An 18,325-nucleotide genomic window follows, 5' to 3' on the forward strand; every position below is an offset into this window, starting at 1 on the left:
ACTCCCGCAGATAATGCGCCAATCGAAAGCTTCCATTCTTCGCTAAAGTGCGAAGCTTTCTACATAAAAGATGAAGTAATAACTTCATCTTCTATTGTAATTCAAATTGTAGAAAATTACATCAAATATTATAATGAAAATAGAATCCAACAAAAATTGGACTACCTGTCTCCGGTTGAATACCGGAGACGGTAGCCCTAGGGTGTTTTTATTAAATTCTCACTTTTTGGGGTCAGTCCCGCCACACTGACTTTAAACAATAGGTTATTTATCTATATATATATATATTTCAGTTTGGATTATTTTAAACTGAGGGTAAATGACTATGAAGCTTACGGATTTAATAGTAGCAGTAATGGGAAGCATATTAAAACGAATAAGAGGGAGAAAGACAGAAGAGACAAAAGATTCACAGTGTGAATCTTTTGTCTCTTCGTAGTCTTTCCCCCACAAGGTTGATTAGACTTAAGTGAATCACAAGTGATGAAACTTAAGTCAATCAACTACTGTGTCTACATTTATAATCTATTATAGTTAGGAATTCATTCCTTACTCCCTCTTTGAGGCTTTAAAGGTGCAAGACCAAGGCTTGCACCGGTATCTCATTACCGCTACTATTTCTAAATCCGTAATAGATTCATAGTCATTGTCCAATTACGATTTCAAATAGTCCTTCGCGTCCTTAAAGAAGCTAGCAATAATCATGACGATAATAATCCCAATTGGAAGTGCCGCGATAATCGCAACGGATTGTAAGTTATACATTGAGTTTTCTGAGAAAATCAATGCAATTGGGAACAAGATAAATACAAGTGACCAGAACATGCGGACACGTTTATCACTGCCATGCGTGTGTTCTAATTCTTTGTATGAATAAGCAGATACCACTAACGTTAAGGCATCGGATGTTGTCGCATAGAACGCAATCATCGTTACAGCCAGTAATAATAATCCAATGTTTGATAACGGCATTGTCTCAAAAATCTTCAAGATTGCTCCAGCGTAATCCGCGTTATTACTTAGAATACCTGTAATATCCACCCCATGTTTTAACTGTTGCGCTAAGCCATAGTTTCAAGGATGATAAACGCTGTAAATGTTACCGCAATCCCCCATGCGTATCCACCAAGAACAGTATTTTTAACCGTACGTCCTTTTGAAATACTACCGATGAAGAACGGCGTCGCTACACACCAAACCATCCAATAAGACCAATAGTAAATGGTCCATTTTTGTGGGAAACTTGTTTCACGAAGCGGATCAAGCCAAAAAAAGACTAGAGAAGAATCTCACTTCCCTAGCCAATAAAATCAATATTCAGTTGCATCGATAATATCCCTGCTTCACTCTTCAGATAGAAGCCGTATTTATCCACGCTATAATCAATCACATTATGTTGATCAAACATCATCGCATAGTGACTTGCAAAAAACATCTCTCCAATATTCGTCTCAAAAACTTGATCGTACTTTGGAGGAAGTTTTTCTTTCTGATTTTTGTTTAATACTACTAAATGATATTTATCGTACACTTGGCAATGGCATCCTACCATCCCCTCATAAAATGGACTATCACCATCGACATAATCCATTACAAAGAACACATCCGTTAAACCGCGCTCTTGTAACAGGACGTCCAATTTTGTTTTTGCTGCTTCACTGACCGTAAAGTCCATATTCATTCCTCTTCCTATCAAAAAAGGAGACAATTGCCCCCTTTATGATTATTGCTCTTTTGATTCTTCGTTTTCAGATTTTTTAACACGTTCTTTGATGATGGCATCAAGAGATGGTGGTGTCACTTCGATGTGAGTTGGAGTATTTAATACAATATCCCACTCTTCATTTTTAATCATTTCTAATTGTGTTTGTGTTAAAATTTGAAGACGTTGACGGAAAATACGTGTTTCTTTCTTAATTAAATCTGTTTCGCGGTTAATTTCTGTTGCTTTTTCAGCTGCTTCTTTCAACATTGCTTGCGCTGCTTTTTCAGCTTCAAACACGATGATTTCGGCGTCTTTACGTGCATTTTCGCGTAAACGATCTGCTGCTTCTTGTGCAACAAGGATTGATTTATTCAATGTTTCTTGAATTGAGTTAAAGTATTCTACTTTTTCTTCGTTGAATTTTACACGTTTTTCTAAATCTTTATTATCGCGAATTAACGTTTCTAATTCTTTCTTCACTTCTTCCAAGAAGTCGTTTACTTCTTCTGGATCGAAGCCTTTAAATTTTGTTGAAAAATCTTTGTTATGAATATCGTTTGGTGTAATTGCCATTGAAAAAATCCCCTTTATTTTTTATTCTTTTCTAATAATCCTAGTTCTACTTTAATCTTATCTTTCTTCGTACGCCCTTCAATCTTTTGAATTTGAAGGCGACCGTATCCACGAATGGATACAATATCTAAAATTTCCAGCATAAAGTCAGGTCTATTTTCTTCAGTCCAATTGACCTTTACTTTACCACTTTCAATCATTTCTTTTGAGCGCTGTCTTGAGACATTAAATACGGAAGCAATCACCGTATCGAGTCGAAGCGAACTAACGACTGTTTGTACAGCAGTCCAATGATCCACTGGTACAATCAATTTCGTATAGTCGACTTCTTCAAGTCGGACAGCCACTTTTCCAATTTTTTCTAGCTGTTGTCTGATATATTCCTTCATATTTTGAGCGCAGAATAATTGCCAGTCTTCTCCGTTTGAAATAATATCGCCAATCAAGCTACGGTCAAAGCCAAGGCTCATCAGTGACCCTAGAATCTTTCCATGCCCAAGTGTCGCAAATTTCTTCGGATATTGAATATGAAATAGAGCATTTTCGAAATCCTCTGAAGTTGGCTCATAATATTCCGGACAAATCATACAACGTTTCCGTTCAGCATCAATATACCCACCATCAAAATAATAACGAACATCGTCATATTGACCCACAATCGCCTCCACAATAAACTGTTGGCGCGGATCAAGATAATTCGTCAATACCGGCGCGTATTGCAAACGGACTTCTTCTACCCATTCTTCCACTTGTTTAAGAAAAGACAATTCCTCTTTTCTAAAGTGTTGTTCTACACCATTTCCCATTTTTTATACCCCAAAAATTTTTGCGACAATAAATAATAGTACTCCTACAGCAACGTAAATCGTTAAAATAGACGTTACTAATGCTAAACTATATTTTCCAAATCGTACATCTTTAAATAATGACACATACGGACGGCAACAAGCATCTAATAAGTCCGCCAAGAACATTGGAAGATATAGATGCCAATAAATATTTAATCCATAAAGGATTAGCATAAATTGATAAACCCCTGCTACTGTTGTTATCACTCTAATAATTTCTAAACCCACTAAGTTACACTCCTCTAAAATTCAGTGTGACGGAAGGTTTCAACCATCTCGTCATCAAAATTTCCTTGTACTTGGAAATTTGCAGGAGAACAGATGAAGATTTCATCTCTCACCTTTTGTACGTCTCCATTAATAGCATACGCCACACCGACTACAAAATCAATGACGCGTTTAGCATCTTTTGGTTCCATACGTTTAAAGTTAATCAGCACGGCTTCTCCCTTTAAAAGAGCATCTGCAATGCGTTCCGCTTCAGAATACACGCTTGGTTCCATCACATAAATCTTAGATGTTTTCTTTACTCCCGGACTTTGGAACGGAACTACATTTGAAGTATTTCTTGAACGTGTTTCTGGAGCTGACTGCGCTACAGGCTCTTCATAGTAATCCATTTGATCATCTTCTTCGTAATAGTCACCTTCTGGACTTAAGAAGTTTTTTAAACTATTCATGAATCCCATTAGTCTTCCTCCCTTTCAAACCAGCTTGTACCAATTCGAATATGCGTCGCACCACATTCAATCGCTACTTCAAAGTCTCCGCTCATCCCCATATTGAGATATAACGGAGCTTCTAACCCTTCTTCCTTCTCGATTGTTTTAGCAATTTGTGCTAAACGCGAAAAAAAGAAGCGTATTTCTTCATCGCTTGCGTCAAATGGTGCCATCGTCATCAAACCAACAATACGAATCTTTTCATATTGCTCGCTTGCTCTATAAGCATCCAGTGCCTCTTCGGTTGTGAATCCATGCTTAGACACTTCCCCTGAGACATTAATTTCTAGCATACAATCTAATGGCTGTTCGAGACGTTTCTCAATCTCATCCATAATCGAAAGACGGTCAATAGCATGAAATAAATCGATACGATTTATGACTTGCTTCACTTTTCGTTTTTGGAGTGGCCCGATTAAATGCCAGATGATGTCCTCTTGCGGAAATTGTTCTTGTCGTTCTAATAGCTTTTCGACACGATTCTCCGCAAAATGTCGAAATCCTAAATCGTACATTTCCTGAACTTCGTGAGCCGTACGATTTTTCGTTACAACAATCGGACAAACTTCCGTAGATAGTCTATGAACTTGGTTACAAGAAGATGCAACCAAGTTCATAATACGACTTACATTCTGTTTAATGATACTCATTAATTTCTGTTTCTTTTTCTGAAGAATGGCGGAGTATCTAATCCATCATTTTCAGTTTGTTTTGGCTCAACTGGAGCTTCTACGAAGTTACTTTGAGCGAATGGTGAATCTGCTTCAGTTGAAGAAGTAGTTTCACGTACAGTTGTTTCGCGACGGATATCCCAGTCTCCAAATAAATCTTTCTCAGGTTTCTTTTCTTCCACTGGTTGTGGTTTTGAAGGAACTTGTTTTTCTTGGAATGTTTGAGGGTTATTTCCTAAATCTTTGCGAGTTGCTGTGCTATTCGCGAATGGTGAACGACTAGCGCGAGTTGCTGACTTTTTTTCGTGCTTACGCTCCTCGTCGATACCTGTAGCGATAACAGTAACGATTACTTCATCACCCAAGTTTTCATTGATAGAAGTACCGAAGATAATGTTTACTTCACTTGTTGAAGCTGCTGCAACGATATCTGAAGCATCTTGCGCTTCGAATAATGTTAAGTCAGAGCCACCAGTGATGTTTAATAGGATTTGTTCTGCTCCATCGATAGATACTTCTAATAATGGTGAAGAAATAGCTTTCTTCGTAGCTTCTGCAGTACGGTTTTCACCACTTGCAACACCAATACCCATTAATGCTGAACCTTGATCTTTCATCACAGTCTTCACGTCAGCGAAGTCCAAGTTTACGTAACCTGGTGCAGTGATTAAGTCAGAGATTCCTTGTACCCCTTGACGTAATACGTTATCTGCTTCACGGAAAGCTTCTAACATAGGAGTCTTTTTATCAACGATTTCTAATAAACGGTTATTTGAAATTGTTACTAATGTATCTACGTTTGCTTTTAATTGTGCAACACCTTCTGCAGCGTAGCGACCACGTTTTGGTCCTTCGAAGCTAAATGGACGTGTAACAACACCCACTGTTAATGCGCCTAATTCTTTTGCAATACGAGCAACAACTGGTGCAGCACCTGTACCAGTACCGCCACCCATACCAGCAGTAACGAAGATTAAGTCTGCTCCAACTAAAGCTTCGCGAATTTGTTCTTCACTTTCTTCAGCTGCTTTAAGACCGATTTCAGGTAATGAACCTGCCCCTAAACCTTTAGTAAGTTTTGGTCCTAATTGAATTTTAGTTTCTGCTTCTGAGTTTCTTAATGCTTGAGTATCTGTGTTGGCTACGATGAACTCTACACCTTGTACTCCTTCTGAAATCATACGGTTAACAGCGTTGTTACCAGCACCACCAACACCAATGACTTTAATGACTGCGCCATCTAAATTTGTATCGAATTCGAAATCCATTATATTTCCTCCTTGGTTCTCTTCTTAATTTTCGTCAATAAACATTTTGAAGAAGTTCTTCACTTTCGCTCCAAACCCTTGTTCTTCACCTGTTGGTTCTTGTTCATACTCTTGTGGTTGTTGAACAGGAGCCGTTGGTTGAGTTTGTACAGGAGCACTTTGTGGAGTGCTTTGTACTGGGCGAGGTTCTGTTACCGGTTTACCCTTTTGAGCAATACGATGAACATCATCTAAGCTTGCAGCGTATTTGATTAACCCCATACTTGTTGCGTAAATAGGATTTCTCATTCCCATTTGCTCTGGAATATAAGTTTTCACTTGTACTCCGAAGATTTCTTGTGCTAACTCTTGAACTCCTGCTAGTGAAGAAGCTCCACCTGTTAACACGATTCCTCCTGGAAGTTTTAAAGCTTCCACTTGGTCTAATGCACGTTTAACAGTTTCAAAAGTTTGAACCACACGTGCTTCGATAATTTCTGATAAGTAATGTTCATCTACTTTAACTGGATCCTTCTTACCAATTGTTTCTACTGGGAAGAATTCATCAGCACTTGTTTCAGATGAAATTGCATATCCGTATTCACGTTTAATACGTTCTGCATTTTCAAAGCTTGCATTCAAGATGATTGAGATATCTTTTGAAACGAAATCTCCACCCTCTTGGTCCACGAATGAGAATTTCAATTGGTTATCGTGCATTACTGAAGCACTTGTTTGTCCACCACCCATATCGATGAGGACTGTACCAAATTCTCTTTCACCTGGTGTTAATGCTACTTGGCTAATCGCTAATGGTTGGATAACCATTTCTTCGATATTTAAGCCTGCTTTGTCAATACAACGTTTAATGTTATGTACGATCGTCTTAGGACCGGTAATCATGCTCGCAAACAATTCAAGACGAACACCAATCATTCCGCGTGGATCTTTAATACCATCAAATCCATCCACGATGAATTCTTCTGGAATCACAGAAATGATTTCACGCTCAGGTGCTACTGAACGAACTTTTGCTGCTGAAATCACATTGTATACATCCACATCTGTAATTTCTCTATTTTCACTTGATACGGCGATCATACCGTGACAAGGTTCGATTGAGATTTGATTACTTGGAATCCCAACGATAACATCCTTAATTTGAATGTTTGATTTTTGTTCTGCTTGTCGAACTGCTTTACGAATAGATTCAACTGTTTCGTCAATATCTACGATGACTCCACGGCTTAATCCTTCTGACTTTTCATTGCCGACTCCAATAATATTTAATTGCCCTCTGACATACTCAGCTACTACAACCTTTATTGAAGTGGTTCCAATATCTAAACTCACATAAATTCCCTGATTTTTCACGTTTATTGAAACCTCCTATACGATTCATTTCTATTTCATTTTTTAAAGTTTATTGATAAGTGATACTCCCTATATTTTAACATAATTTTGTTCACTTAAAAAAACATATGAGCGAGTTTTAAGACTTTTTTATTGAACTGTCGTATCTGGTGTGAAATAGATTCCCACTTCCATATCCACAGTTCCTTTTTTCCCATTCAATTGCTTCGTAATTGATGGATAATACCCTAATTTATCTCCGATATCTTTCAGATTTCCGATGACACGATTTCCATCTTTCATCTTTAGATAAATCTTTTGGTGATTTTTTGTATCGTTTGGATATTGAATCTCTACGATTTCACGAATCACACTTGCTGGAACCTTCTCCAGTTGCTTCGCGAGTGCTTGATATTGCGTGTCGTCTGTAAACATATACAATAATGGATAATCCTTCGGCGTTGCATCGGCCTCCACTTCAATGATTTGACCATCAGCTAAAAGCTCATAGTGTTTATCATCGCTTTGGTAATACCCTACCGCTGGATTTTCTTCAATATTCAAACGCATTTTATTCCATGCCACTAATTGAACGGAAGCATCTTTAATCTTTGGACTGGCATTTTTTAACAAGTTAGCTGTACGGTAACGATTCGCTAAAATTGTCCAGATGCTCTGTCCTTTGTTAATACCGTCGTTTTCTTGGACCAATTCCACTGGAACTTGATTCAATCCGACTACTTCAATATCAGACACTTTCGAAAGTGGTGAAATAAAGTAAATACTCCATCCCGCACAAACAATAAAAATTCCTTTTAAGAGCGTTGCGTTCGTAATCCCTTGTGACTTTGGTTTCGTCTTTTTAGATTTAGGTTCCTTCTTCTTTTTCACCTTTTGTACAGGCTCTTCAGGAACAGGCTGCTCCACTCTTGGAGAATTTTGTTGCGCTAACTCCCAAGGTGTTAGTTCACGTGGAGGAGTTTGTTGTGGTTTCTTTCGATTAAACATATTCTCCTCCTTAATCCTTATTTCACTAGAGAATGAATAATTGTTTCAAGTCGACTTGACGCATCTGTAATTCCCAAAGCTTTTGAATTTTCAGCCATTTCTTTGCGTTTAGCTTCATCATTCATAATACGATCGATTTCCTTAACTAAACTTTCACCATTTAAGTCTTTTTCTAAAATCATCGTAGCAGCATCACGTTCTACTAATGACATCGCATTGGCTTCTTGGTGATTTTCAGTTACGTATGGACTTGGAATTAAAATACTTGGTAAGCCAAGCGCTGTTAATTCAATCAATGTTGTTGCTCCACTTCTGCAGACAACAAGGTCTGTATTTTGGAACATTTGCACCATATTATTAATATATGGTAAAACTGTGATATTTTGCAATGGTTTTTTCAAACTTGTAATGAGATTGTTGATTTTGTCATTATGCACTTGTCCAGTGACCATGACTACTTGATAATCTTTTTTCTCGAATTCTTCAAGTGCTTCGATAAATGATTCGTTCATACGAAGCGACCCACGGCTTCCTCCGAAAATCAGTACGATTGGTTTTTCTTTTTGAATACCGATAGATGCTAAGTAAGAATCATCTTTTTGGGCATTGGCTAACTCTTGTCCACGAGGGTTTCCTGTCATAACCACTTTATCTTCATACTTCTTAAAGTCTTTACGAACCGCATCAAAGCAAATTGCAATTTTAGAAACCTTACGTGCTAAAAATTTATTTGTAATTCCTGCTAAGCTGTTTTGCTCATGAATAATCGTTGGAATTCCCATGTTTGCTGCAGCATATAATACAGGCGCGCATACATATCCCCCAGTACCGATAACGATATCCGGCTTGAACTCTTTCACGATTTCTTTTGCTTTAAAATAGCTTGTACAGAAATACCATAATGTTTTAAAGTTTTCTAGCGACAATGAACGAACGATTCCTTGAATCTTGATCGTTTTAAAATCATATCCCGCTTTAGGAACGATAGTACTTTCTAATCCACGTTCAGTCCCTACATAGAGAAACTCTGTTGAAGGGTCTTGTTCTTTCAAATAATTCATTAAGGAAAGAGCTGGATAAATATGACCACCCGTTCCTCCTCCTGAAACTAATACTCTCATCTTTTTTCTCCTATATATTACAGTTTTTCTACTGCGTCAATGAAACAATCACCGCGCACTTCAAAGTTGGCAAATTGATCCCAACTTGCACATGCTGGTGAAAGTAATACAATTTCTCCTTCACGACTAGCTGCATACGCTTTTGGCACTGCTTCTTCTAATGTTTCTACTACGGTTACTGGAATAGATAGTTTTTCAGCAGTAGCTCTTAACTTCTCTTTTGTTTCCCCGTAAACGACCATTTCACGGACATTTCCAAGAGATGGTTCTAATTCTTCAAAACCATTTCCACGATCAAGTCCGCCAGCAATTAATACAACAGATTGATTTGTAAAACTACGTAACGCTGTTTGTGTTGCAATGATATTTGTTGCTTTTGAATCGTTGTAGAATTTACGACCTTCAATAGTCTTCACATATTGTGTACGGTGTTTTACTCCATGGAATGAACGAACCGCTTTTTCGATTCCTTCGTTTGTTGCACCTTGTAATTTACTAATGGCAACCGCCGCCAACACGTTCTCCACATTTTGAACGCCCGGTACTTGAATCGCTTCAAGTGGCATAACTGCTTCTCCATTAAAGTAAATCGTAGTTTCATCAGCATAAGCTCCGTGTTCTAACACAGATTTGCGGCTGAATGGAACTAATGTTGCTTTTGTATGATCTTTAATAAACTCATATAACTCTGGGAAATCCGCATTATAAACGAGGAAATCCTCTTCGGTTTGATTTTTAGTAATTTGTAATTTTGCTTTTACATACTCTTCACGCGTTCCATGATAGTCCAAATGTGCGCTAAAGATATTCACTATACACGCTACTTTCGGACGAAATGCTTCAATTCCCATTAATTGGAAACTTGATAATTCAGTGACATAAATATCTGATTCTTTTGATTCCCCTGCAAGTAGTGATAAAGGAACCCCAATATTTCCGCATGCGAAAGTTCTTCTTTCAGGGAATGATTCCTTCAACATTAAGTTTGTTAATGTTGTAGTAGTCGTTTTCCCATTTGAACCAGTGATTCCAAGTACGGTTCCTTCCATGACACGTTGTGCAATTTCGATTTCCGTATAAACTGGTAACCCCTTTTCGACTGCTTTTGCTACTAATGGATTTGTATAAGGAATCCCTGGGTTTTTCACAACGAAATCAACGGGCTCATCGAGTAGTTCTAGCGGATGTCCTCCTGAGACTACTTTAATCCCTTCGGATACTAATCCTTGTGCGTCTACACTTTCCTCAAGTGGTGTTCTATCATTTACTGTCACATCCGCGTGTAACTGGTGTAATAGTTTTGCTACACTCACTCCACTCTTTGCAAGTCCGATGACTAGTACTTTTTTATTTTCAAATGCATGTGTATTCCGCACAATGATTCCTCCTATTTTTTGTTTTGAATATGTATATGGAGAAAGGCTGGGCAAAAATGACCAGCTCTCCTAATAAAATATGTTAATTCTCTTAAAAGACAAATGCAACGATTAAACCTGCAATAAGTCCGATTGCACTAAATACAGAAACAATCTTCACTTCTTTCCAACCACTCATTTCAAAGTGATGGTGAATTGGACTCATCTTAAAGATACGTTTCCCTGTCAGTTTAAATGAACCGACTTGTAAAATAACGCTAAGTGTTTCCAAAACAAAGATGATCCCTACAAGCAATAATGTCCATTCCTTATGAAGCATAATCGAGATAATCGCAAGACCTGCTCCAAGTGCCAATGAACCAACATCTCCCATGAAGACTTTGGCTGGTTTCCAGTTATATACTAAGAATCCAAGAAGACCGCCGACTACGCAGAAACAGAACGTTGCGATTGAACGTTGACCTGATTCATAGGCAATAAATCCATAAATCCCGTAAGCAATCGTATTTGTTGAAGCTGCTAAACCATCTAGTCCATCTGTTAAGTTTACAGCATTTGAAAATCCAGTAATCCAAATAATCGTGAATAATGCAAAGAAGATAATACTGTTTACTTCGCCAAAGAATGGAATATAAATTAATGGTGCATTGCCACTAAGCAGGTATAACCCCACAAAAATAGCAGATCCAATCAATTGTAATCCAAATTTTTCGTGACTCTTTAACCCTTCGTTTTGTTTTTTAAACACTTTAATAAAGTCGTCTAAGAAACCAATTGTTCCGAAGAAGGCAAACCCAATAACGCCACTTAATAAGACGAAATTGAAGTGTCCAAATACGGCTCCGACAATTAAACTAGAAATACTGATCATACAAAGGAACACAAGCCCACCCATTGTTGGAGTTCCACTTTTAGCTTTATGCCATGATGGACCTTCATCTAATGTAGTTTGACCTAATTGTTTCATCTTCATATATTGAATGAAATGTGGTTCGGCAATGACCGTCGCAAGGAACGCTAAGCCGACTGATAAAATGACTTCGATCATAATCTTCTCCTTCTTCTACTCGTGATGTTGAAAGCCTAATGCTTCTAAACTTGCAATAACTGTTTCTACTTCATTATATGGAAAATACTCATCACCGATTACTTGGTATGGTTCAACACCTTTACCAGCAAATAGTAAGATATCCCCTTCTTGCGCGATTTCAAGCGCACGTTTCACCGCACTTTCTCGATTATCGATGCATTCATAAGCAGTTTGTTCATCTTTTCTTCCTGCTAGAATTTCTGCATAAATCTTTTCAAGTGGTTCATGTCTTGGATTATCCGCTGTTAAAATCACATAATCGGACTTATCAAACGCAATTTCTCCAAGCTCAGGGCGCATACTTGAATCACGGTTACCACCGCTATGACCCATGATTGTAATCACTCGATTTACTTTCACTTTTTCAAGCGTTTCAAGCACATTTTGTAGCCCATCAGGTGTATGTGCAAAGTCGATAATCACTTGGAATGGTTGCCCTTGTTGAATCAACTGCATACGACCACCCACACCAGGGAATCGTTTCATTCTGCTTACAGCACGTTCAAGCGAAATACCATTCACGACCGCTACTGCTAAAGCAGCCAAAACATTATAGACATTAAAGAGTCCAATCATCGGAATTGTTACTGGAAGCTCTTGTCCATTAATTGTTACTGTAAATGAAGTTGTCGCTCCGTTTGTTTGAACATCCGTTGCACGAATATCCGCTTTTTCACTAAATCCATATGAAATCACTTCGCAAGGAGTTGAGTATGCGAATTGTTCATAGTGCTCTTCATCAATGTTTAGAATTGCAACACGTGGTTTTCCATTTTTAGAATGGTTTCCTAATTGTGAGAATAATAAGCTTTTCGCATGCGCATAGTTTTCCATTGTTTTATGCAAATCTAAATGTTCATGCGTCAAGTTTGTAAATACTGCCACATTATAGTCGATTCCCCACACACGACCTAATTGAAGGGCGTGAGAAGAAACTTCCATAATACATGTGTCTCCACCGATTTCTTTCACCTTTTGCAATGTTTCATGCACCGTTAAGATTTCTGGCGTTGTATTTCTTGTTTCGATACGTTCCTCACCAATTTTACGATACATCGTTCCAATCAGTGCAGTTGGTTTCCCTAATTCTTCTAATAAATAGTCCACCATATGCGTTACAGTCGTTTTCCCATTCGTTCCTGTAACTCCAATCATATTTAATGATTCAGATGGATACCCGTAAAAATGATTTGCAAAGAGTGTCATCACACGTGTCACGTCTTTGACATAAATCACAAGTGAATCTCCCACTTGTTCTTTGATAGATTTCGAAGCCACGAACACACTCGCTCCTAGCTCTTTTGCTTTTCCTGCAAACTGATGCCCATCTACCGTTACACCTTCGATACAGAAAAACATAGTATTGGGCACAACTTTGCGCGAATCTTGTGCTAATTTTTCTACAGTGATGCCCTCAAGAGAACCTTCCACTTCTTTAATGACTAACAAGTCCGCTAGTTCTTTCGCAAACATGTTCTTCCTCCTTCTTTTACTCTGAGAGTCTAGAATATTCTAAACTTCTCTTCATTAATGGATTGAAAATTTCTTTAATAATTTGGTTACCAGTTACAGCTACACGCGGTTGTTTCACCGTGATATATAGGATATATTTTGGATCATCATATGGTGCAAACCCTACAACAGAGAAAATATAGTTATTTCCGTTTGAGTAGTATTTACCTGTTTCCGGATTGATGAATTCAGCCGTCCCTGTTTTAGCTGCGACTTTTTCTCCATCAATATTAAAATCATAGGCTATTCCGTTTTTCATACGAGTTGCTTCATATAAAAACTGAAGAGTTTTCTTCGCAGTTTCTGGACTAATGACTTTTCCTAAAGCTGTTGTTGGATTTGGGGTTTCTTTTCCAGTATCAGGATCTGTTAAATGGTCAACCAAACGTAACTTCTGCATTTGACCACCATTGGCAATGGCAGTGAAAGCTTGCATCATTTGATAAGGTGTGACCGTAATCCCTTGTCCAAAACCGGTTGATAATTGTTGTAAGTAAGAGTTGAATGGGTTTGACCCTGAAACTTCATTTGCAAAACCTGAGTTCGTTGATTTCCCAAAGCCAAACGCTTCTAAATATTGCTTCCACTTTTCGACACCAATTTTTTGGATGATGTGAACGAAAGCAACGTTACTTGAATGGGCTAACCCTTCTAAGTATGTAATGGTTCCCCAACCTACTTTATTATAGTCTCGAACTAAATCGGTATAAATTTTTACACTTCCTGATTTGTATTTTTCATTTGGATCAAAGACCCCTTCATTAATCGCTGCAGCGAGTGCCAACACTTTCATTGTTGAACCAGGCTCAAAAGCTTGGTCCATCAATAAATTGTTCCATTGAACATTAATACCCTCTTTTGTTGTTGAGTTATATGTTGGACGTTGTGTTGCCGCAATAATGTTTCCCGTTTTAGGATCAACAAGCATTGCCGTCATTTGTACCGGTTGATAGTTTTTATCGGCTTGGCTAACAAGTGATTCCAAATAAGTTTGCAATCGTTTATCAATCGTTAAGGTAAGGTTCATCCCGTCTTTAGGTTGTTTTGTAACTTTTTCTGTATCGGTAATCACATATCCATTTCCATCTACAGAATATTCGACTTCGCCCGCAGTCCCCGTTAATTGTTCATTATAAAGACCTTCAAGCCCAGTCTTCCCTACTAGAGTAGTAACTGTTTTGTTATCGACTGTTTCTTCAACAGTATCTGTATACCCGATTAAATGAGAAGCAAAGATTCCATTAGGGTAGTAACGAGCTGGACTTTCTGAGAACTTAACTCCAGGAAGTTTTTCAGCTTCAATCGCTTCCTTATCTTGAACCGACAAATTCTTACCGGCGCTTCCAAACTCTACTTGAGAGACATCTTTTTGACTTAACAATTTTACAATTTCTTCTTTAGATAAAGAAATGTGTTTTGAAAGAGCTTCTGCAGTCTTATTAACGTCTGTTACATAATCAGGGTTATCTGAATCCTTACTCCACTCCGAAGTTAAGACGGCATATAAAGAATAATTCGTCGCATCTACCGCAATTGGGCTCCCACTAGCGTCGTAAATAGTACCGCGTTTTGCAGCAAGCGTGCGTTTTTGATGGATTTTATCATTGATTTCTGCACGTAAATCCACACCATGGATATTCCCTACAACCATGATTTGAAAGAACTGTACAGAAAAAATGAGAAATAAAACACCTGCGAGTCCTACTAAAATCCGGCTCGCTTGATGCCTATTTCCCGCAATGTTATTGTTTTTCGTATTTCTCATCGTCCAACATTCCTAACATTTTCTTCGTTCATCTTCAAGCCTTGTTCGTTAGCGATACGATTAACTCGGTCGTACTGAGACAATTCTTGTGTTGCCTGAAGCAATGTATTGTTTTCACGTTGAATTAATGTTGTTTGTGATTCGATATCTTGTAATTGTCTATTTTTGTTAGCCACGATCATGCTCGCTACAATTGTGATAACCGCTAAAGCTGCAATAACAAAACCAGAAACTGCTAAAAGTCGAAGTAAATCTGCTTTTTGTCTTTCTTGCGGAATTGATGTTACTTCGCGGTCTCCACGAACTAGAGGCTTTTGCGTAGGTACCGCAACATTCATTGTATCTACATATTTTTCTGCTAATGCCACTAGAATTCCCTTCTTTCTAAATTATCCTTTTATTTTACTCTTTCGATGACTCTCAATTTCGCACTTTGTGAACGAGAGTTTTCTGTAATTTCTTCAATGCTTGGTAAAATTGGCTTTTTATTCACCAATTGGAACGGAGCTTTTTCTTCCTCCGTTGGTAGAATCGGCAAGTTCTTTGGTGCCTTTTCTACTGTGCTTTGCTGTTTGAACATTGTTTTGACAATGCGGTCTTCCAAAGAATGGAATGAAATCACACTGATTCGGCCTCCCACGCCAACAACTTCAAAAGCTTGCTCAAGCGAATCTTCAATCGCTGCTAATTCATCATTTACCGCGATACGAATCGCTTGGAAAATTCTTTTAGCAGGATGTCCCCCTTTTCGTCTTGCAGCAGCTGGAATGCTATCTCGAATGATATCCACTAATTCACCTGTTGTTTCAATACGGTGTTGCGCGCGAATACGCTCAATATTTCGAGCGATTTGTTTCGAGAACTTCTCTTCCCCATATCGATAGAAGATACGAACTAATTCGTCATATCTCCATTCATTTACAATCTCTTCTGCCGTTAATGGAGCACTTTGATCCATACGCATATCGAGTTTTGCATTTTGATGGTAACTAAAACCACGTTCAATCTGATCGAGTTGTGGTGAAGATACTCCTAAGTCGTATAGAATTCCGTCTACTTTAGAAACACCTAGTTTTCCAAGTTCTTTCTTCAATTGACGGAAGTTTGCGTGAATAAACGTCACTTTTCCTTCTTCGACTTCTTTAGCAAGGCGAACCTTCGCGTGATTAATAGCTTGCATATCTTGGTCAAAGCAATAGAGATGACCTGTTGTTAGTTGGCTAAGCAGGTATTGACTATGTCCAGCACCACCAAGCGTACAGTCTACGTAGATTCCGTCTGGCTTAATGGATAATGCATCTACCGTTTCATGTAGCAATACAGTGATATGTTTAAACATGGTCCCTTCCCTTTCTAAAAGCCAAAATCAATCATATGTTCGGCCAATTCTTCAAAATTCTCTTCAGTTTCAGCAATATATTCTTGCCAACGATCTTCGTTCCAAATCTCAATACGATCATTGTTCCCGATGATACGGCAATTTTTTTCTAATCCCGCATACTCACGTAATGTTTGCGAGATATTCACACGACCTTGTTTGTCGAATTCTACTTCAATCGCAGCAGAGTTCATAAAACGTGTAAAGGCACGTGCATCTTTTTTCGACTGTGGTAAGTCTCTTAATTTATTTTGAATGAGCTCCCATTGTTCGAGAGGATAACCGTATAAACAGCCATCAAGTCCGCGTGTCACGATAAAGGTGAAACCTAAATCTTCACGAAACTTAGCAGGCACGATCATACGTCCTTTTGCATCAATTGTATGTTGATATTCACCGATTAACATGCAGACTCCTCCATTCCAATAATTTTAGTAACCATAGTGTACCACATCCCACCACTTTTCACCACTTTTTTACCAAAAAAAGTTAAAAAAAGTTTTTTCGCCCCCATTTTTTGTTTTTGAAGCACAAAAAAAGCTCTCTACGATTCAATCGTAAAGAGCTTACTATCATTGATATAATGCGATTATTTAAAGAATCTTCCCACCTGAACAAGAATTACGAGTACACCGAAGTATAAAAACGCAATCGAGAACAATTGGTGGAGGAAAGGTCTAAGGATGAGCTTCCCTGTTTTTAATTTATAAAATAACAATGCCAACCCAATAAGAGCAAATCCAAGTGTGGCAAAACTAAACCAAGAATACCCAAACACATTCACACTTGTTGTATGCAAGATTAATAATAGCATTGGTGTCATAATTTCACGAATTGTTATGAAGCGAGTCTCATTATAGAAGATTCGATTCCCAAAAACGACCGTAAAGCCGACAAAACTAAAAATAAATACTAACCATAGCGAGATTTCAAAAAATAACATTGACTCACCTCCATCACTACTAGTTTACAATAGATTTCTTAAAACTCATAATATTTTTAAATGTATCATTTATGATACGTATCATTTTTGATACATCTTTACTTTTTAATCTTAAAAAAGAAAAAACCTTAGACAACTGTCTAAGGTTTTGTAACGTTTATGATTATGCTTCTTTAGAAACAACTTCTTTTCCGTCGTATGAACCACACTCAGGACAAACGTGATGGCTCTTTCTTAATGCTCCACATGATGGGCATGCGCTCAAACCTGGAACTTCTAATTTGAAGTGAGTACGACGTTTTGCTTTTCTCGCTTTTGATGTTTTACGTTTTGGTACTGCCATTTTTGTACACCTCCTAATCAATCTTCTTTACATAATGCTTTTTACTTCTCAGTCTCATCCTTTTCGAAGAAAGACTGTAAAGACGCTAGCCTTGGATCAACCGATTGTTCTTTTTGTTGTTTGCGTCGCTCTTCAAGAGCTTCTTGCGTTACAACCTCCCAATCGTTTCCAGAAGGCATTTTATCTTCACTCAATTCCTCTTGCGATAAGACTTGTAAAGGAATTGAAAGTAAAATATGATCTTCCACAGCGGGTTCTAAGTCAACCCAATCACCATCAAGAGGCATCACAATTTCTGTTAGCTCTTTCTCATCAACTGAGTAATGGGATGGGACATATCTTTCCACAATATCAATGTGGAGTGGAACTACCACTGGCTCTAAAGACCTGGATGAAGGAAGTGTGATATCAACATCGCAAGTAAATTGCGCTACAACTGATTCGTTTTGATAAACAAGAAATCCTTTGATGTGTGCTGGCGAAACAGCAAGAATCGAATCATCTCGTCGTTTTAATGCCTCTTCCACATTAATTTCTGTATCAAAGTAATTTGGAATCCCTTGAGAATCCTGAAGTTGTTTAACTGATATTTTCACAATTTTCACCCCTAAAGCAACATACTGAATTATACTAGTTTATTGAAAGTTTGTCAAAGCTTTTTACTTTACAA

At 38.0% G+C, this 18,325-nt stretch carries 22 protein-coding genes and 1 pseudogene; 1 reads left to right on the forward strand and 22 read right to left on the reverse strand.

Annotated elements, in window-relative coordinates:
* The coding region (locus tag O3798_RS07440; RefSeq protein WP_371464142.1) for an IS3 family transposase at window positions 1-195 on the forward strand (195 nt) is incomplete at its 5' end.
* Between the two features lie 459 nt (window positions 196-654).
* Here the strand turns inward: O3798_RS07440 and O3798_RS07445 are convergent.
* The 22 genes and pseudogenes from O3798_RS07445 to O3798_RS07550 all read right to left on the reverse strand — a co-directional run bounded on the left by O3798_RS07445 (window position 655) and on the right by O3798_RS07550 (window position 18,251).
* Window positions 655-1,223: pseudogene (locus tag O3798_RS07445) on the reverse strand (BCCT family transporter).
* Between the two features lie 74 nt (window positions 1,224-1,297).
* On the reverse strand, window positions 1,298-1,681 hold the full coding sequence (locus tag O3798_RS07450) for an iron-sulfur cluster biosynthesis family protein (RefSeq protein WP_065422372.1): 384 nt from the start codon (window positions 1,679-1,681) through the stop codon (window positions 1,298-1,300).
* 42 nt (window positions 1,682-1,723) lie between these two features.
* Complete coding sequence (locus tag O3798_RS07455; protein ID WP_371464143.1) at window positions 1,724-2,278, reverse strand: DivIVA domain-containing protein; 555 nt, start codon at window positions 2,276-2,278, stop codon at window positions 1,724-1,726.
* 14 nt (window positions 2,279-2,292) lie between these two features.
* Window positions 2,293-3,084, reverse strand: a complete 792-nt coding sequence (locus tag O3798_RS07460; RefSeq protein ID WP_285251830.1) for an RNA-binding protein — start codon at window positions 3,082-3,084, stop codon at window positions 2,293-2,295.
* Window positions 3,085-3,087: 3 nt separating this feature from the next.
* Window positions 3,088-3,354: a hypothetical protein gene (locus O3798_RS07465; protein ID WP_371464144.1), complete on the reverse strand. Its 267-nt coding sequence runs from the start codon at window positions 3,352-3,354 to the stop codon at window positions 3,088-3,090.
* Between the two features lie 14 nt (window positions 3,355-3,368).
* Window positions 3,369-3,806, reverse strand: coding sequence for a cell division protein SepF (locus tag O3798_RS07470; protein WP_371464145.1), 438 nt, complete (start codon window positions 3,804-3,806; stop codon window positions 3,369-3,371).
* Between the two features lie 8 nt (window positions 3,807-3,814).
* On the reverse strand, window positions 3,815-4,498 hold the full coding sequence (locus tag O3798_RS07475; RefSeq protein WP_371464146.1) for a YggS family pyridoxal phosphate-dependent enzyme: 684 nt from the start codon (window positions 4,496-4,498) through the stop codon (window positions 3,815-3,817).
* Window positions 4,498-5,787, reverse strand: a complete 1,290-nt coding sequence (ftsZ, locus tag O3798_RS07480; protein WP_285251826.1) for a cell division protein FtsZ — start codon at window positions 5,785-5,787, stop codon at window positions 4,498-4,500. The genes O3798_RS07475 and ftsZ overlap by 1 nt, the downstream gene beginning before the upstream one ends.
* Window positions 5,788-5,811: 24 nt before the next feature.
* Complete coding sequence (gene ftsA / locus O3798_RS07485) at window positions 5,812-7,140, reverse strand: cell division protein FtsA (RefSeq protein WP_371464147.1); 1,329 nt, start codon at window positions 7,138-7,140, stop codon at window positions 5,812-5,814.
* 129 nt (window positions 7,141-7,269) lie between these two features.
* A complete protein-coding gene (locus O3798_RS07490) occupies window positions 7,270-8,127 on the reverse strand; it encodes a cell division protein FtsQ/DivIB (RefSeq protein ID WP_048710663.1) in 858 nt (285 codons plus the stop codon).
* Window positions 8,128-8,144: 17 nt separating this feature from the next.
* Window positions 8,145-9,248 (reverse strand): undecaprenyldiphospho-muramoylpentapeptide beta-N-acetylglucosaminyltransferase, encoded by a 1,104-nt coding sequence (gene murG / locus O3798_RS07495; protein ID WP_371464148.1) that lies wholly within the window; start codon window positions 9,246-9,248, stop codon window positions 8,145-8,147.
* 17 nt (window positions 9,249-9,265) lie between these two features.
* Window positions 9,266-10,624, reverse strand: coding sequence for a UDP-N-acetylmuramoyl-L-alanine--D-glutamate ligase (murD, locus tag O3798_RS07500; RefSeq protein WP_371446342.1), 1,359 nt, complete (start codon window positions 10,622-10,624; stop codon window positions 9,266-9,268).
* Window positions 10,625-10,715: 91 nt separating this feature from the next.
* Window positions 10,716-11,672: a phospho-N-acetylmuramoyl-pentapeptide-transferase gene (gene mraY / locus O3798_RS07505; RefSeq protein WP_371446341.1), complete on the reverse strand. Its 957-nt coding sequence runs from the start codon at window positions 11,670-11,672 to the stop codon at window positions 10,716-10,718.
* A 15-nt stretch (window positions 11,673-11,687) separates the two neighbouring features.
* Complete coding sequence (locus O3798_RS07510) at window positions 11,688-13,187, reverse strand: UDP-N-acetylmuramoyl-L-alanyl-D-glutamate--2,6-diaminopimelate ligase (protein WP_371446340.1); 1,500 nt, start codon at window positions 13,185-13,187, stop codon at window positions 11,688-11,690.
* Window positions 13,188-13,203: 16 nt separating this feature from the next.
* Complete coding sequence (locus O3798_RS07515; protein WP_371446339.1) at window positions 13,204-14,991, reverse strand: peptidoglycan D,D-transpeptidase FtsI family protein; 1,788 nt, start codon at window positions 14,989-14,991, stop codon at window positions 13,204-13,206.
* Window positions 14,988-15,359: a cell division protein gene (locus O3798_RS07520; protein ID WP_048712035.1), complete on the reverse strand. Its 372-nt coding sequence runs from the start codon at window positions 15,357-15,359 to the stop codon at window positions 14,988-14,990. The genes O3798_RS07515 and O3798_RS07520 overlap by 4 nt, the downstream gene beginning before the upstream one ends.
* A gap of 29 nt (window positions 15,360-15,388) precedes the next feature.
* A complete protein-coding gene (gene rsmH, locus O3798_RS07525) occupies window positions 15,389-16,330 on the reverse strand; it encodes a 16S rRNA (cytosine(1402)-N(4))-methyltransferase RsmH (protein ID WP_371446338.1) in 942 nt (313 codons plus the stop codon).
* A 14-nt stretch (window positions 16,331-16,344) separates the two neighbouring features.
* On the reverse strand, window positions 16,345-16,776 hold the full coding sequence (gene mraZ, locus O3798_RS07530; protein WP_048783305.1) for a division/cell wall cluster transcriptional repressor MraZ: 432 nt from the start codon (window positions 16,774-16,776) through the stop codon (window positions 16,345-16,347).
* Entirely contained in the window at window positions 16,770-16,901 is a 132-nt protein-coding gene (locus tag O3798_RS07535) for a hypothetical protein (RefSeq protein WP_371464149.1), read from the reverse strand. The genes mraZ and O3798_RS07535 overlap by 7 nt, the downstream gene beginning before the upstream one ends.
* Before the next feature lie 57 nt (window positions 16,902-16,958).
* The gene (locus O3798_RS07540) at window positions 16,959-17,312 is read right to left on the reverse strand and encodes a hypothetical protein (RefSeq protein WP_371446337.1); all 354 of its coding nucleotides are present in this window, start codon (window positions 17,310-17,312) and stop codon (window positions 16,959-16,961) included.
* Between the two features lie 163 nt (window positions 17,313-17,475).
* Window positions 17,476-17,655 (reverse strand): 50S ribosomal protein L32, encoded by a 180-nt coding sequence (gene rpmF, locus O3798_RS07545; protein ID WP_005605990.1) that lies wholly within the window; start codon window positions 17,653-17,655, stop codon window positions 17,476-17,478.
* Window positions 17,656-17,696: 41 nt separating this feature from the next.
* Window positions 17,697-18,251 (reverse strand): DUF177 domain-containing protein, encoded by a 555-nt coding sequence (locus O3798_RS07550; protein ID WP_065422348.1) that lies wholly within the window; start codon window positions 18,249-18,251, stop codon window positions 17,697-17,699.
* Between the last annotated feature and the right edge of the window lie 74 nt (window positions 18,252-18,325).

The organism is Granulicatella sp. 20925_1_45 (assembly GCF_041433555.1).
GTDB lineage: Bacteria > Bacillota > Bacilli > Lactobacillales > Aerococcaceae > Granulicatella.